Below are 13,973 nucleotides of genomic sequence, written 5' to 3'. Positions count from 1 at the left end.
TAATCATGGGCCTGATCCTTTATCACGTCAATTTTTTTGATCTTAATTGTGGATCAAAATGTGAATTAGATCAAGAGGTAAATAAAAAACAGCAATATTCTTGCTGTTTTAATGAGTAACCTAATTATTGAAACTTAATACCACCATCGACTGCTAGTGATTGTCCTGTAATATAGTCAGCTTGATCTGAAACTAAGAACGACACATATTTCGCAATATCTTCTGGTTCTTCCCCACGACCAAGTAGAATACCATCAATAAAGGCTTGACGTGTTGAACCAAGTGGTACATTCTTACGTTCAGCAAAGCGAGCATCAATTTCGTCCCACATTGGTGTCAAAACAATACCCGGGTTATAAGCATTCACACGAATATTGTCAACAGCTAACTCTTTAGCTGCTGCTTGCATCAACCCACGCGCAGCGAACTTAGTGGCCGAATAAATACCCAACATTTCAAAGCCTTCCATGCCAGCAATTGATGAGGCTAAAATAATTGTTCCACCCTGTTTACCATTTTTTCTTAAAACTGTTGGTGCTGCTTGTAAAGCCCATATTTGTGATTTTAAATTAATGTTTAGAATGTTATCAACTTGTTCTTCGGGTGTCTCTTCAATTGTATCAACCCAATCTACACCTGCATTTGCGACGAAGGTATCTAAACGTCCATACTTTCCCATCGCAAATTGCACTAAATCAAAGTTCACCTGACGTGACTGAACATCCCCAACAAATAGTGCTGCTTCACCACCAGCTGCTTCAATTTTTTTAACAACTGTTGTGAGCTTATGTTCTGTACGACCATTGACAATAACCGAATAACCATCTTTTGCCAATCGCAATGCAATACCTTCACCAATTCCTTGTCCACCACCTGTTACAATCGCTACTTTCCCTGACATGATAATCTCCTTTTTATTTTGTGATTTTATTAACAATTTAATTGTAGAATTTTATGTACTATATGTCAATGGTAACTATAAAAAAACTGCATGATTAACTTGTCTAGTCAATAAAAAAACCAATCTCAATAGATTGGCCAATTAATTATTACAAATGTTTAATATTAAATCCTGTTTTTTCCTGTATCGCATCTAAAGCCTGTAAGTAACGAGCATAATAGCCATAAGGATCTTCATTTTCACCCTTAGCATCAAGCAACACGACTTTGTCCATAAAGCCATACTGTTTTATAACACGCATCAATTCATTATGAAATGCCCACCGCGACTCATCATCAGTGTTATTCATGTTTCGAAAACCATCATCAGTGTAGGGTGTCACGGGCGGAATAATTAAGATGAGATCGATCAATTCTTCACTAATTGTATTATCAAATAATGGTTGTAATTGCCTACTATCCTCTTGACTCAACCACAAATCAGCATAGACTTTAGTTACCATCGCATCCGTATCAAAAATGGTTAAACCGTTGTTAGCTGGTGAATTAATTTCTTTAGAATTAGCATCATACTGTCCCTGAATTAAACGAATGTAATCTTTGACTACTAATTCGTCATCACTTACATTTGAATTTTCTTGATATTCACGTGCATATTCTTCAGAAAATGGTGAGTTGCTCGTACGTGCTAATCGTCGTACTAAAGTCGATTTCCCTGTGGATGCCGATCCCATAACAGTGACTTTTTTTGTAAAATGACGCCGAAAAACACGATTAATATAGTCCCAGTTACCAATTGGATCTTGACGAATGTCAGTTGCTGAAATTTTTAAAACCGTACGATCCATCAAACTAACAGTAAATTGACCAGTTTGAGGTAACCGTTTTTCTAAATCCAACTTATATTCTGCTTCACCGGTATAAAAAGTAATTTTAGCATTCTGATTAACGACATTGCGTTTGACGGTTTGCACTAAAATTTTGGTCCATTCATCCCACCCTGCTGGCATTTGAGGAATGCTATCCTCATTAATATAATCTACTTTAATAGCTGTTTCATCACTAAATGCTTCTCTTAAATAGCGAAATCGTTTTTCAACAGAAAGGCCCATTTGATCACCACGATCACCTGTGTATCCTGATGCAATAACCACAACCCCATCATTTAGAGCGGCAGCCTTATAAATTTCTGCTTGATGACCAACGTGCATTGGTGCTAATGTACCAAAAAAAACGCCAATTTTTTCGCCTTCTAAATCATCTTTATATAAATTACCTGCAAAAGTTCTCATATTTATAAACGCGTTTAGCTACCATTTTTGATGATAGCTATCCTCTCACTCTTTCTTTGTTAACTTTCGCCATTGAACAATACCATAAATTGCATTAACTGTGAGTGCTAAATTCATGCCAAGCATAGCAAAGGCACTCGGATCTGCATGTCCAGTCCAAGCTCGACCCCATAACACCAGTTCAACAATATCAAAGAGTAACCAAGCATACCAAGATTCAGCAAATTTTGCTGTCTGCAATATTTGTGCACCCATAGAAATTGTTGTTGTCATACCATCCATATAGGGTTGTCTTGATCCTGCCTGTTCTAGAATCAAACCGACAATCGCCAAAAGAATAAGAAATACGGGTATAACAAACAGCCACTGTTTTCGCGACATATATTTTGTGGTAACGACTTCTTGGTCACTTTTTTTATTGCTCTTATCACGTTTCATAAAACCTAACCACGCAACAATACCAACAAATTGCATGACAACCCAAAACGCACTAAGTGCCACTTCACCAAATAGCTGAGACTGAAAGGCTAGTGGCATGTACATTGCAGAATAAACTAACCCCCAAAAATAGTTAGTAATTCGTCCTTTTGCTACTAATACAACCGTAATAATATTCATCAGGCCAGTTGCTAAGCCGAACCAGTCAACATTGTGCGTGTGCATAACGCCCAATCCCCACACCGTACTTTGCAGCAATACTAACACAATCAATAAAATTGCTTCCGGAATGGTCCAGCCTAATAATAACTCTCTTACAATATTTACAGGGTTAAAATATCGCCAAAACTGATTTTTGCGGGCATTTTCAATCATTTGCTCTTCTCCAAAAAAGTAATTTCCTATATTATAACAAACTAAAAGAAACAAATGAAAAATATTATTCAAATAGTGACAAATACTCACCATATCCTGCCGCAACTAAGTCATTTTTCGGTACAAATTTTAAACTAGCTGAGTTAATACAGTAGCGTAAGCCACCTTTTTCAGTGGGTCCATCAGTAAATAAGTGTCCCAAATGTGAATTTGCATCACGCGATGTCACCTCTGTTCGTGTCATCCCAAATGACTGATCAACATGGCGCTTGATATGTTGATCATCAATACTTTGTGTAAAAGATGGCCAGCCACAGCCGGCATCATATTTATCAGTTGAACTAAAGAGTGGTTCGCCGCTAACGATATCCACAAAAATACCAGCTTCCCACCATTGATCATATTCACCCGTAAATGCACGTTCAGTTGCTGCATGTTGCGTTACTTGATAAGCCTCTGGTGTTAAGCGTTTTTTAAGTTCTTCATCCGTATATTTTTTCATAATTTTATACCTTCCTTTATTAACCATGATATCTCTTACAAAAATGAGGTTAGAACACTAATGTATTCTAACCTCATTATACTAATCTAACGCTGTAATCTCAGCAATCGCTTGCGCATAAATTGCGATTGATCGATATAAATCATCTAAAAGCGCGAATTCATTGACTTGATGCATTGTATCTGGTGAGTCTGGGAATAACGCCCCAAAAGCTACACCACGTGCCATCAAACGACCATATGTGCCACCACCAATCACTTGGTCGTGTGCTGGCAATCCAGTTTGTTCATGATAAACTTTCAACAATGTTTTTACGATAGGATCAGATGGCGCGACATAGTGCGGCACTTGTGCATGACCACCAATAGTTGGTATAACATCCCATCCATTGAGTTGTGATGATAAGCCAGATACAATTTCTTCTGGCAAAATACCCTTTGGGTAACGGAAGTTAAAGTTAATAAATAACTCACCGTCAGCCACAAATTTTTGAATACCAACGTTCATTGATAATTCACCCATCACATCATCAATATAATTAATACCAAATTTTTTACCAATTGTATCTTGGTGCGCAGGGGTTCCTAAGTATGTTAAATAATGTTTAGCCGTGCCACCAAATGAAAACTTTTGCAAAAAGTTAGCCAAATAAGTACCGGCATTTTCACCTGTTTCAGGCATTGCGCCATGCACCTGTTTACCATTGAGCGTTAATTTAATCGTATCGTTATCAGTTTCAGAAAAACCTGAAATTTCTTTATTTACTGACAAAAAGGCTTCAAATTCAAGCGCTATTTCTGCTGTTTTTGGCGACTTTACTGATGCAACAGCCAAGCCAGGAACCATATTAGTACGCAACCCCGAATCAAATGACACCAAAGTATCGGCTCCACCATTAGTGGCTTTGCCATTAATAAGGATTTGAACATTGCCCTTCTCACCGTTAATAATTGGATATTCTGCATCTGGCGAGAAGCCAAACACCGGCGCAGGTTCCACTTCAAAATAACGTGTCATGCCAAGCCAATCATTTTCTTCATCCGTACCAAAAATCAAACGCACACGGCGCTTCAATGGTACATTCAAATCTGACAGGATTTTAAAGGCATAATAAGCAGCCATACCAGGTCCTTTGTCATCAGAAGCACCACGTGCAATAATTTTGTCATCAGTAACTACTGGTTCAAATGGTTCTGTCTCCCAGCCTTCGCCGGCCGGCATAACATCAACGTGAGATAAAATAGCAACATATTCATCAGCATCTTTCGGACCAATTTCAATATAACCAACGACATTATCAATATTTTTTGTCGTAAACCCATCACGCTCAGCAATCGACAACATTTTAAGTAAGGCATCTTTTGGACCTGGACCTAATGGTGCGTCCGTCGTTGCCAGAGAATCATCCCGAACTGATTTAACTGCTAACAAAGACTTCAAGTCTTCAATATAGGCGTTTTTCCGTAAATCTGTCTCTTGTTTCCAATCAATTGTCATAATAGTTTAAAAACCTTTCAATGGTAAGATATAACTTTATTATACTGTTTGTTTCGATTATAGCAAGCACATGGATTTGTTAGACGTTGCTAATTTACAACTCATATCAATTGACGCAAAGTCATTAAGATAGCTTTGCACATTTGTAAATATTGGTTGAATCATATAAAATTAAATGTGACTAACGTTAGGTTATAAACAACACACATAATTTATCTCCTAACGTTATAAATATCCTGATCATTCAATGTTTTGAAAAATATAAATCAGATATTATTAAGGGCGTTAATCATGAACAAAACAACACTTTATGCCACTATTATTGCCATCATATTGATGTTTGTCTCATTAGTCAGTTGGATAGTTGATCAAATGACGTTTGCGATACTATCCGCCAATTTAGGTGTGGTTATTCTTGCTGTGGCAACACTTTGGGATAATCGCAACCACCTGACCAAATAGAGATATCGCAATATATCGGTCACACATTGTCTATCAAAAAATTAGATTTATGAGGTAGCAAATGATGAAATTACTAACGGAAGACATACTTTATAAAGTCATTAATAAACGTCCCAATCAATCACATAAAGGCACCTATGGTCGTGTATTAATCATTGGCGGCACCTCCCAATTTGGAGGTGCCGTTATCATGAATACTATAGCAGCAATCAATGCTGGTGCCGGATTAGTCACTGTGGCAACTGACCCGAATAATTTTACAGCAATTCATAGCCATAAGCCTGAAGCGATGGTTGTTGATTTTAATGACGACCTGACTGCTTATGTAACTACTAGCGATGTGATTTTAATTGGTTCTGGACTTGGTGATCGTATAGATATTGTTCAAACAGTTTTTGCTACTATTTCAGAAAAACAAATAACAATCATAGATGGTTCTGCCCTCACTTTAGCTGCAGAAAAACGCTTATCTTGGCCCAAAGGCAATTTGATTTTAACACCACACCAAATGGAGTGGCAACGAATTAGTGGTGTTCCGATTGCCCAACAGCCTTTTGAAGCCTTTAATTTGCTGGCCCGTAACAAATTCGTCAAAAAGCCAATAATTGTTCTCAAACAGTTTCATACTCAAATATATACAGATAATGGCATTTATGAACTACCTATCGGTGGCCCATACCAAGCAACTGGTGGCATGGGCGATACTTTAGCAGGTATTATTGCCGGCTTCACTGCCCAATTCAAAAAAACGACACTATCAGATACAGTACTAGCCGCCGTTTATATACATTCAGCTATTGCTGATGAACTTGCCAAAACGCAATACGTGACCTTACCAACACAAATAAGTCATGAGCTATCAACTTTCATGAAGAAATACGCTAACTAGTCAACTATAAGCAATTGCTTAACATATACTATTTCAAAAGGACCCTATACATGCAATTCATATCTTGGAACATTGATTCAATCAACGCTGCTGTTGAACACAAATCAGCTCGTGGTGAAATGACATGGAACGTACTAAAAACTATTGCTGCCAAACAGCCAGATGTATTTGCCATTCAAGAAACTAAACTTAAAGCAACAGGCATGACAAAAAAACAGTCAGAAGCTATCACTGAATTGTTCCCTGATTATCATGTCTATTTAGATTCCAGCACGGCACGTTCAGGTTATTCTGGCACAATGATGTTAACACGCATCGAACCAGTAAGTATCGAATTTCCAAAAATTAATGCACCTGACACAATGGATATTGAAGGACGCATTATTACACTAGAATTTGATAATTATTATGTTTCAACAGTGTACACGCCAAATTCCGGATCAGCTCTTGCGCGTTTATCTGCTCGTGGTGAGTGGGATGATGCTTATCGTACATACATTCAAATGCTCGATGCTAAAAAACCTGTGATTTTTAGTGGTGATATGAATGTTGCCCATCAAGAAATTGATCTTAAAAATTTCAAAACAAACCATAATTCTGCTGGATTTACTAATCAAGAACGTGAAAAGTTTACAGCCTTGCTCGATGCGGGATTTACCGACACGTTGCGTATGCAAAATCCTAATACCCCAGAAATTTATACTTGGTGGGCTCAAATCAGCAAAACAAGTAAAATTAATAATTCTGGTTGGCGAATTGATTACTACTTGGTCAGTGACCGCATTGCAAAAAATGTCTCAAAGACTGGTGTTTTAGATACTGGTTTACGTCAAGATCATGCCCCAATCTCACTCACAATTAACGTATAAAAAAATGACCTGTCCTTAACATTAGGATAGGTCATTTATTTTGCACAAACTGTTTTAAATTATCAACACCAAAATGTTCAGCTTCATATATTAAAATATTAGCTGCTGCAACAGCATCATCAAGTGCATTATGATGATGATCTAGTGTTATACCTAGGTTATTAGCAACAGTATTTAATTTGTGGTTTTCAAATTTAGGAAATAATTTACGACTGCTACGTACCGTGTCGAGTAACATATAATGTGGTTCTTCAATTCCATAATGCGCTAACGTGCCCTTCAAAACATTATTATCAAATGATGCATTATGCGCGACAACTAATTTATTTTCTCTAAACAATGGTGCAATAATTGGCCAAATCTCAGGAAACTTCGGAGCATCAACAACATCACTTTCACGTAACCCGTGAACCGCAGTATTACGTGAACTAAAATAGGTTTCTGGTTTTATCAAACTATAAAATTTATCAACAACTTGATTATCACGGACTATTGCTATTGCTATTGATACAGCCGAATATTTTTCATGGTTGGCTGTTTCAAAATCCATGGCTATAAAATTCATAATGATGTGTTCTCCTTATTTAAAAATTTAATCATACGTTGTAACTTGGTTGCACGGCCATTCGGTAATGTCAAATTGACCTCATCACCCATTTTTTTAAAGTTAAATTTATCATAGATATGTATCGCTACTAAATTGTCCGTTTGTACATCCAACCAAACTTCTTTTAAGTTAACAACTTCTGCCCAATCAAGTAAGGATGCGATTAAACTATGGCCTAAACCAGCACCTTGAAATTCTTTCAAAATTGCCATGCCGATTTCACCATTTTCAATTGAGGCAATACCAACTGGCAGGCTGTCATTTTTTTGCTCTGCAATCAATAATAAAGTAATTGCTGGCTCATCAGTCTTTTCTTCTGGCTCTATTTGACCATCACGTACACTAGCAACCAAAAAAGTATCCGTTTCTGCCATCAAATTTTGAATTAAAGATTGCCAAGATTGGGCACGATTTAAACTTGCCTCTTCCAAAGTAAAAGTAATTGGCTCTGCGCTATCAAAAGTCATAATTGCCTTTCTATTTCTACTGCACTACCCACACCATTAATTTGAATTTTACGGCTATCATCATCGTTCCCACGCGTAAAAATTAATTCTAATCGGTTGTTAGGTAACAACTCCGTCATATACTGTGGCCATTCAATCAATGTCACACCGTCTGTGCCAACATAATCTTCAAATCCTTGATCCTGTGCACCTGTTTCTTCTAATCGATAGGCATCAAAATGATAAATTGGAAATAGACGTGCATGATAGGTATTCATAATATTAAAGGTTGGACTCTTAACACGCTCAGTCACACCAAGTGCACGTGAAAATCCTTGCGTGAAGGTTGTTTTGCCTGCACCAAGATCACCATTTAAGGCAATTACTAATCCTGCAGTAGCCAATGCAGCAACGCGTGCAGCAAATTTTTGGGTTTCATCTCTATTGTTTGTCAAAATTTCTTTCATCTTTTTATTATATCACGGCTTTTACAGAATATTTTTGCTATAATGAGTTTAATAATTTTAAAGGAAACTATTATGCGCTATCCAGACGATTCATTCGCATTGCACACTGATTTATACCAAATAAATATGATTTATACTTATTGGCAAGCAGGTATTGATCAAAAGCAAGTTGTTTTCGAAGCCTATTTTCGTGATATGCCCTTTAATAATGGCTATGTTATTTTTGCTGGGCTAACACATATTGCACAATATCTTGATTGTTTGCACTTTAATGATAGCGATATTGCTTATTTACGATCACTTAATTTGTACCACGAAGATTTTTTAATTTACCTAAAAAAATGGCAATTAACTGCTACTTTACGGGCACCCTATGAAGGCGAAGTCATGTTTGATCATGAACCATTATTGCAAGTTGAAGGGCCATTAATTGATGCGCAGTTACTCGAAACAGCTTTGCTTAATATAATTAATTTTCAAACGTTAATTGCAACCAAAGCTTCTCGTATTGTAGCAGTTGCCAATGGCGATTTATTAATGGAGTTTGGCACCCGACGTGCGCAAGAATTTGATGCTGCGCTTTGGGGTACACGTGCTGCCTACATTGGCGGCTTCAATGCCACCTCAAACGTTCGTGCCGGTAAATTATTTAATCTACCCGTATCAGGTACACATGCTCATGCCCTTGTTCAAGCATATCAAAATGACTATGATGCTTTCACAGCCTATGCACGCTCACATCGTGATGTTGTCTTCCTAGTTGATACCTTTGATACATTAAAATCTGGTGTGCCTGCTGCTATTAAAGTTGCTCGAGAATTTGGTGATAACATCAATTTTCAAGGTATTCGAATTGATTCTGGTAATATGATATTATTGTCGATAAAAATTCGCAAAATGCTTGATGAAGCAGGATTTTCTAACGCTAAAATTTATGCATCAAATGATTTAGATGAATATGTCATTTCTGATTTAAAAGCAGGCGGCGCAAAAATTGATGTATGGGGCGTTGGTACCAAGTTGATTACGTCATTTGACCAACCTGCACTGGGTGCTGTTTATAAAATGGTCAGTATCGATGGTGAAAATACGATTAAACTTTCAGATGATACTGATAAAATTTCAATTCCTGGCAAAAAACAAATTTGGCGCACAAAATCTGGCGACATGTTATCTTTTGCAACAGAATTAAGCTCTGGTAAGCCAATATTACATGATATTTTTACTACTGGTCAAAAAGTATATGACCTACCCACCATCCAAGAGATACAAACATATGCAAAAAATGCTTTATTAGAATTACCCGATCGTTTTAAACGACTTAATCACCCTGATCATTATGATGTCACTTTGTCTAAACAATTGGCAAATGCCAAATCCACCACTATTGCCGACATTCAACTAAAAATTAAGGAGAATTAATATGCGTCCACTGCAAGCCAAAATTATTGCTGATCTCCATGTTCAACCAGTCATAAATCCGATCACAGAAGTTCGTCGGTCAGTTGATTTTTTAAAACAATATTTACAACATAATCCACAATATACCAGTTATATTATTGCCGTTTCTGGTGGACAAGACTCCACGTTAGCAGGAAAAATTGCTAAAATAGCGATTAAAGAATTAAACACGACTACAGCGATTGACTATAAACTCATCGCTGTACGCCAACCTTATGGTACCCAACGCGACGAATCAGATGCCATTGCAGCGCTCGATTTTATTCAACCTGATCAAGTTATAACGACTAATATTAAATCAGCTACTGATGCTATGACGACTGCTTTACGTGCAAGTGGCCTTGGTGTCAACGATTTGAGTCGTGGGTCTATTAAACCAAAAATGCGTATGATTGCCCAATATGCCGTAGCCCGTGAATATCAAGGTATTGTAATTGGTACCGATCATGCAGCAGAAGCTTTTGCTGGTTTCTTTACAAAATACGGCGATGGTGGCACTGATATTAATCCGTTGTGGCGATTGAATAAACGACAAGGCCGTGATATGCTTCAAACACTTGACGCACCAAAAGCATTGTATGACAAAACACCGACTGCAGATTTAGAAGACGATCGGCCACAGTTACCTGATGAAATTGCGCTTGGTGTCACATACAATTGTATTGATGATTATTTAGAAGGAAAAAATATATTAACAAAAGATGCCGAAAAAATTGAACATTTATATTTGACCAGCATGCACAAACGTCATGAACCAGTAACTATTTACGATACATGGTTTTATTGAATTAATCATATCATTTTTTCAAGTTGTACAACTATCAAAACCATTTAAGTAAACGACTAGATTTTGATATAATAGTTACAGAGGTTAAACTATGACAAATCAATCACCCATTTGGATTTATTATGAAAATATTGCAACACATGAATCGCTTTTAACGCCTGAACGTTTAGATGGTTTGCCAAAAACAACTTACACAATTGACACACCGAATATTTCAAATTATGTGTATGTTGATAATTCAGGTGAATTATCTGGTATTTTCGGTAATTCCCCACAGTCTTTACACCTTTATTATCGACCACAAAGCTGGCGTGACGCACATCGTGTTCATATGTACATCGCATTACATGTTGAGATACTTGCACATAACAATCCCGATGATTCTGCTGATATTTCAACAACATTGCCTGCTGACAGTTACTGGGCAACGCCACTGCGTGTGATTTCAGGAAATGGTCAATTTTGGTACCAAGTTGGTGATCATGTTTGGATACGTTATGACGCATCATTAATGTCATTATCAGATACAGCACCTAATGTTGAAAATATCAACTATATACAGGACTTCAAGGTTGAAAATGATCAACCTAATGCCTTAGTAAATTTCCTACCAAATATGTCAACTGAGATATTTGCAACCCCTTATGGTTTACCAGTCGGCAGTGTTTTAGATGGCGATTTTATAGCCATTTCAAAAGAAGAACGTCATGAAAACGGTCTTTTGTGGTATAAAATTGCTAACAGCGGTTGGATTAATAGTATGTACGTTCATAAAATATAAAAAATAGGTGGCCTCTGCTTAATTAGAAGAGGCCACCTATTTTTATTTTACTTTATCTGTCGTTTTAATTATTTTACCTGTCTCAAGATAAGTTACCGCATCTTGAAATGTTTCTACAGGAATTATTTTAACATTTGGCGCATATTTTTTTGCTGTGTCTCTAGCAAGTTGATAATTTGTTTTATGCTGTTCTTCATACTTCAAAATTTCTTTCGTTGGTGCTATATAAGGGGCAAAAAATACGGTTGATCCTGCTTCCCTGGCGGCAATGACTTTCTTATCAATACCACCAATTTCACCAACATAGCCGTTAACATTCATCGTCCCAGTACCAGAAATATTACGATTTTTAGATAACTTATCACCGGTCAGCTGATCATACATTTGCAGTGTAAACATTAAACCACCAGAAGGACCGCCTATTTTACCTGGATCAACAGTTATCTTTCGTTTTGTTGAAACTGCGACGTTGTCTGTCAAAACAATGCCAATCCCCGAACGACCATTAGGATATTCTGATGACTTACTACTAGGCAATTTGATTGTCTTACCAGAAGTTTGTCCTCGTTTACCGTTTCGCAAATAATCAACCGTAACTCGAACATCCTTTTTCTTATTAGCAAGATATTTAATAAAACCATCAGAATTTTCATAATGGTGCCCATCAACTGCTGTAATCGTGTCACCAACCTTAATTGATTTTTTAAAATGTGACGTCCCACTCACACTTAATACATAAATACCACGATAAGTTGCCGTTATTTCTTGATTAGCTTTCTTAAATGCGACTTGCTCAGCGTTGGCAATGGCACTTTGCATATAAAAATTCTGTACCTCATTAAATACTTCAGAACTTTGCCCACCCATGACATCGGCAGATTTAGCGTAGGACATATGTGGATTAATTTTTGTTTGCAAATAACTAAAACCATTTGCCCGAGAAAGATACACCGATGTGATATTATAACGACCCTTTGATGTATCATTTTTGCCATCAATTTTTACAAATTGTGATAAATCATCTGCTTCGCCAGGACTTTCAATATAGCCATCAAGCGGACGCACAAGCCATACTAAGCCAATAATTACGAAGACAGCAACAATTGCTGCTATAATTTTACTTTTTTTATGCATTAATTTAACCGTTCTTTCAAAGCATCAACAACCACTTTAGGAACAAATTTTGCCATATTATCTGCCCCCATTGCCCCAATTTCTTTAACCATTGAACTAGATATATTTTGATTTTCTGGTTTAGACAACAGTAAAATTGTCTCAACATCAGCCAACGCGCTATTAACCCCTGCAATATCACGTTCATATTCAAAATCTTTACTGTTACGCAACCCACGGACAATAAATCCAGCATTAATTTCTGCCATAAATTGTACTGTCAAACCATGCATCACTGCTACTTCAACATTATCTAAATCAGCAACAGTAACTGATATCAACTCTATTTTTTCTTCAGGTGTAAATAGCGCTTTTTTACTCGTATTATTACCAATACCAACCACTACTTTATCAAACATTTTGCTTGCACGACGAATAATATCTAAATGACCATTCGTTAATGGATCAAAACTACCTGGAAATAATGCAATACTCATATCTGTTCCCCTTTGTCAATCTTGTTGTAAACCATTGTATTGATAAATCGTAACAACAGTTATACCATATTGCTTTTGTCGCATAATTTCAAATGTATTATCTTCAATTGGTAAATTTGCCACATCATTGCTTTCAGCTAAAATTATGGCTCTATTGGATAATAAATGGTTATCTGCCATATATTGCATATCCGCATTAATTGTTTCTTTAGCATATGGTGGATCTAGAAAAACAAGATCAAATGTCACATTTGCCTCAGAAAACTTTTGGAGTGCTTGCTGAGATGTCAGTTTTAATACTGTAAAAGCATCTTTAGCATGTGTTTTTTCAATATTATTCTGAATCACTTGAATCGCTTGAAATTGGCGATCAACTAAAGTTGCCTGTTCCATGCCGCGAGACACAGCCTCAATGCCAAGGCCGCCAGTCCCAGCGTATAAGTCTAGTACATTCCCGCCATCTAAATGCGGCATTAACATACTAAACATCGCTTCCTTCACTTTATCCGTTGTTGGACGTGTTTTATCCCCATCAACTGCTTCTAATCTTGTGCCACGAAATTGGCCTGCTACTACTCGCATTTTATCAA

17 protein-coding genes are annotated in these 13,973 nt (G+C 36.9%); 6 read left to right on the top strand and 11 right to left on the bottom strand.

Annotated features, from left to right (window positions below; genetic code table 11):
- Positions 1-124: 124 nt before the first annotated feature.
- The 5 genes from K5Q14_RS02460 to pepV form a co-directional block, all read right to left on the bottom strand.
- Positions 125-901, bottom strand: coding sequence for an SDR family NAD(P)-dependent oxidoreductase (locus K5Q14_RS02460; protein WP_220734252.1), 777 nt, complete (start codon positions 899-901; stop codon positions 125-127).
- A 148-nt stretch (positions 902-1,049) separates the two neighbouring features.
- Entirely contained in the window at positions 1,050-2,192 is a 1,143-nt protein-coding gene (locus tag K5Q14_RS02455) for a nicotinamide-nucleotide adenylyltransferase (protein ID WP_220734251.1), read from the bottom strand.
- Between the two features lie 45 nt (positions 2,193-2,237).
- Positions 2,238-3,005 (bottom strand): nicotinamide riboside transporter PnuC, encoded by a 768-nt coding sequence (gene pnuC / locus K5Q14_RS02450; RefSeq protein ID WP_220734250.1) that lies wholly within the window; start codon positions 3,003-3,005, stop codon positions 2,238-2,240.
- 64 nt (positions 3,006-3,069) lie between these two features.
- Positions 3,070-3,507: a peptide-methionine (R)-S-oxide reductase MsrB gene (gene msrB / locus K5Q14_RS02445; protein ID WP_220734249.1), complete on the bottom strand. Its 438-nt coding sequence runs from the start codon at positions 3,505-3,507 to the stop codon at positions 3,070-3,072.
- An 81-nt stretch (positions 3,508-3,588) separates the two neighbouring features.
- Positions 3,589-5,004 carry a dipeptidase PepV gene (pepV, locus tag K5Q14_RS02440; protein WP_220734248.1) on the bottom strand — a complete coding sequence of 472 codons (1,416 nt, stop codon included), beginning with the start codon at positions 5,002-5,004 and terminating at the stop codon, positions 3,589-3,591.
- Positions 5,005-5,295: 291 nt separating this feature from the next.
- Between pepV and K5Q14_RS02435 the strand changes: the two genes are divergently transcribed.
- The 3 genes from K5Q14_RS02435 (at position 5,296) to K5Q14_RS02425 (ending at position 7,224) form a co-directional block, all read left to right on the top strand.
- A complete protein-coding gene (locus K5Q14_RS02435) occupies positions 5,296-5,466 on the top strand; it encodes a hypothetical protein (RefSeq protein ID WP_220734247.1) in 171 nt (56 codons plus the stop codon).
- A 64-nt stretch (positions 5,467-5,530) separates the two neighbouring features.
- Positions 5,531-6,355 (top strand): NAD(P)H-hydrate dehydratase, encoded by an 825-nt coding sequence (locus tag K5Q14_RS02430; protein ID WP_220734259.1) that lies wholly within the window; start codon positions 5,531-5,533, stop codon positions 6,353-6,355.
- Between the two features lie 50 nt (positions 6,356-6,405).
- Positions 6,406-7,224, top strand: a complete 819-nt coding sequence (locus tag K5Q14_RS02425) for an exodeoxyribonuclease III (protein WP_220734246.1) — start codon at positions 6,406-6,408, stop codon at positions 7,222-7,224.
- 31 nt (positions 7,225-7,255) lie between these two features.
- On the opposite strand, the gene K5Q14_RS02420 is transcribed toward K5Q14_RS02425, so the two are convergent.
- Genes K5Q14_RS02420 through tsaE form a run of 3 tightly spaced genes read right to left on the bottom strand, consistent with a single transcriptional unit; the run spans position 7,256 to position 8,744 of the window.
- Positions 7,256-7,789 carry a 3'-5' exonuclease gene (locus K5Q14_RS02420; RefSeq protein ID WP_220734245.1) on the bottom strand — a complete coding sequence of 178 codons (534 nt, stop codon included), beginning with the start codon at positions 7,787-7,789 and terminating at the stop codon, positions 7,256-7,258.
- Positions 7,786-8,298: a GNAT family N-acetyltransferase gene (locus K5Q14_RS02415; RefSeq protein WP_220734244.1), complete on the bottom strand. Its 513-nt coding sequence runs from the start codon at positions 8,296-8,298 to the stop codon at positions 7,786-7,788. Before K5Q14_RS02415 ends, K5Q14_RS02420 begins: the two co-directional genes overlap by 4 nt.
- Positions 8,295-8,744, bottom strand: a complete 450-nt coding sequence (tsaE, locus tag K5Q14_RS02410; protein WP_220734243.1) for a tRNA (adenosine(37)-N6)-threonylcarbamoyltransferase complex ATPase subunit type 1 TsaE — start codon at positions 8,742-8,744, stop codon at positions 8,295-8,297. The genes K5Q14_RS02415 and tsaE overlap by 4 nt, the downstream gene beginning before the upstream one ends.
- Positions 8,745-8,816: 72 nt before the next feature.
- On the opposite strand from tsaE, the gene K5Q14_RS02405 reads away from it, so the two are divergent.
- From K5Q14_RS02405 to K5Q14_RS02395, 3 genes are all read left to right on the top strand, one after another.
- Entirely contained in the window at positions 8,817-10,166 is a 1,350-nt protein-coding gene (locus tag K5Q14_RS02405; protein ID WP_220734242.1) for a nicotinate phosphoribosyltransferase, read from the top strand.
- Position 10,167: 1 nt separating this feature from the next.
- Positions 10,168-10,992: an NAD(+) synthase gene (nadE, locus tag K5Q14_RS02400; RefSeq protein ID WP_220734241.1), complete on the top strand. Its 825-nt coding sequence runs from the start codon at positions 10,168-10,170 to the stop codon at positions 10,990-10,992.
- A 91-nt stretch (positions 10,993-11,083) separates the two neighbouring features.
- On the top strand, positions 11,084-11,773 hold the full coding sequence (locus K5Q14_RS02395) for a MucBP domain-containing protein (protein ID WP_220734240.1): 690 nt from the start codon (positions 11,084-11,086) through the stop codon (positions 11,771-11,773).
- 42 nt (positions 11,774-11,815) lie between these two features.
- Here K5Q14_RS02395 and K5Q14_RS02390 read toward each other — a convergent pair whose 3' ends face one another.
- The 3 genes from K5Q14_RS02390 to rsmD are packed head-to-tail and all read right to left on the bottom strand — an operon-like array spanning position 11,816 to position 13,965.
- Positions 11,816-12,907 (bottom strand): SepM family pheromone-processing serine protease, encoded by a 1,092-nt coding sequence (locus tag K5Q14_RS02390; RefSeq protein WP_220734239.1) that lies wholly within the window; start codon positions 12,905-12,907, stop codon positions 11,816-11,818.
- Positions 12,907-13,383 (bottom strand): pantetheine-phosphate adenylyltransferase, encoded by a 477-nt coding sequence (coaD, locus tag K5Q14_RS02385; protein WP_220734238.1) that lies wholly within the window; start codon positions 13,381-13,383, stop codon positions 12,907-12,909. Before coaD ends, K5Q14_RS02390 begins: the two co-directional genes overlap by 1 nt.
- Before the next feature lie 15 nt (positions 13,384-13,398).
- Positions 13,399-13,965 (bottom strand): 16S rRNA (guanine(966)-N(2))-methyltransferase RsmD, encoded by a 567-nt coding sequence (gene rsmD / locus K5Q14_RS02380; RefSeq protein WP_220734237.1) that lies wholly within the window; start codon positions 13,963-13,965, stop codon positions 13,399-13,401.
- Positions 13,966-13,973 lie beyond the last annotated feature (8 nt).

Origin of the sequence: Leuconostoc inhae (assembly GCF_019656015.1) — a bacterium.
In the GTDB taxonomy this organism is placed as follows: domain Bacteria; phylum Bacillota; class Bacilli; order Lactobacillales; family Lactobacillaceae; genus Leuconostoc; species Leuconostoc inhae_A.
This window is presented reverse-complemented; position numbering and strand designations above follow the sequence as displayed.

Bases quoted from the DNA above. Each gene is read 5' to 3' on its own strand.
- rsmD (WP_220734237.1), bottom strand. From the start codon at position 13,965: ATGCGAGTAGTAGCAGGCCAATTTCGTGGCACAAGATTAGAAGCAGTT.
- coaD (WP_220734238.1), bottom strand. From the start codon at position 13,383: ATGAGTATTGCATTATTTCCAGGTAGTTTTGATCCATTAACGAATGGT.
- K5Q14_RS02395 (WP_220734240.1), top strand. From the start codon at position 11,084: ATGACAAATCAATCACCCATTTGGATTTATTATGAAAATATTGCAACA.
- pnuC (WP_220734250.1), bottom strand. From the start codon at position 3,005: ATGATTGAAAATGCCCGCAAAAATCAGTTTTGGCGATATTTTAACCCT.
- K5Q14_RS02425 (WP_220734246.1), top strand. From the start codon at position 6,406: ATGCAATTCATATCTTGGAACATTGATTCAATCAACGCTGCTGTTGAA.
- K5Q14_RS02420 (WP_220734245.1), bottom strand. From the start codon at position 7,789: ATGAATTTTATAGCCATGGATTTTGAAACAGCCAACCATGAAAAATAT.
- msrB (WP_220734249.1), bottom strand. From the start codon at position 3,507: ATGAAAAAATATACGGATGAAGAACTTAAAAAACGCTTAACACCAGAG.
- K5Q14_RS02460 (WP_220734252.1), bottom strand. From the start codon at position 901: ATGTCAGGGAAAGTAGCGATTGTAACAGGTGGTGGACAAGGAATTGGT.
- pepV (WP_220734248.1), bottom strand. From the start codon at position 5,004: ATGACAATTGATTGGAAACAAGAGACAGATTTACGGAAAAACGCCTAT.
- K5Q14_RS02455 (WP_220734251.1), bottom strand. From the start codon at position 2,192: ATGAGAACTTTTGCAGGTAATTTATATAAAGATGATTTAGAAGGCGAA.
- K5Q14_RS02390 (WP_220734239.1), bottom strand. From the start codon at position 12,907: ATGCATAAAAAAAGTAAAATTATAGCAGCAATTGTTGCTGTCTTCGTA.
- K5Q14_RS02435 (WP_220734247.1), top strand. From the start codon at position 5,296: ATGAACAAAACAACACTTTATGCCACTATTATTGCCATCATATTGATG.
- K5Q14_RS02405 (WP_220734242.1), top strand. From the start codon at position 8,817: ATGCGCTATCCAGACGATTCATTCGCATTGCACACTGATTTATACCAA.
- nadE (WP_220734241.1), top strand. From the start codon at position 10,168: ATGCGTCCACTGCAAGCCAAAATTATTGCTGATCTCCATGTTCAACCA.
- K5Q14_RS02415 (WP_220734244.1), bottom strand. From the start codon at position 8,298: ATGACTTTTGATAGCGCAGAGCCAATTACTTTTACTTTGGAAGAGGCA.
- tsaE (WP_220734243.1), bottom strand. From the start codon at position 8,744: ATGAAAGAAATTTTGACAAACAATAGAGATGAAACCCAAAAATTTGCT.
- K5Q14_RS02430 (WP_220734259.1), top strand. From the start codon at position 5,531: ATGAAATTACTAACGGAAGACATACTTTATAAAGTCATTAATAAACGT.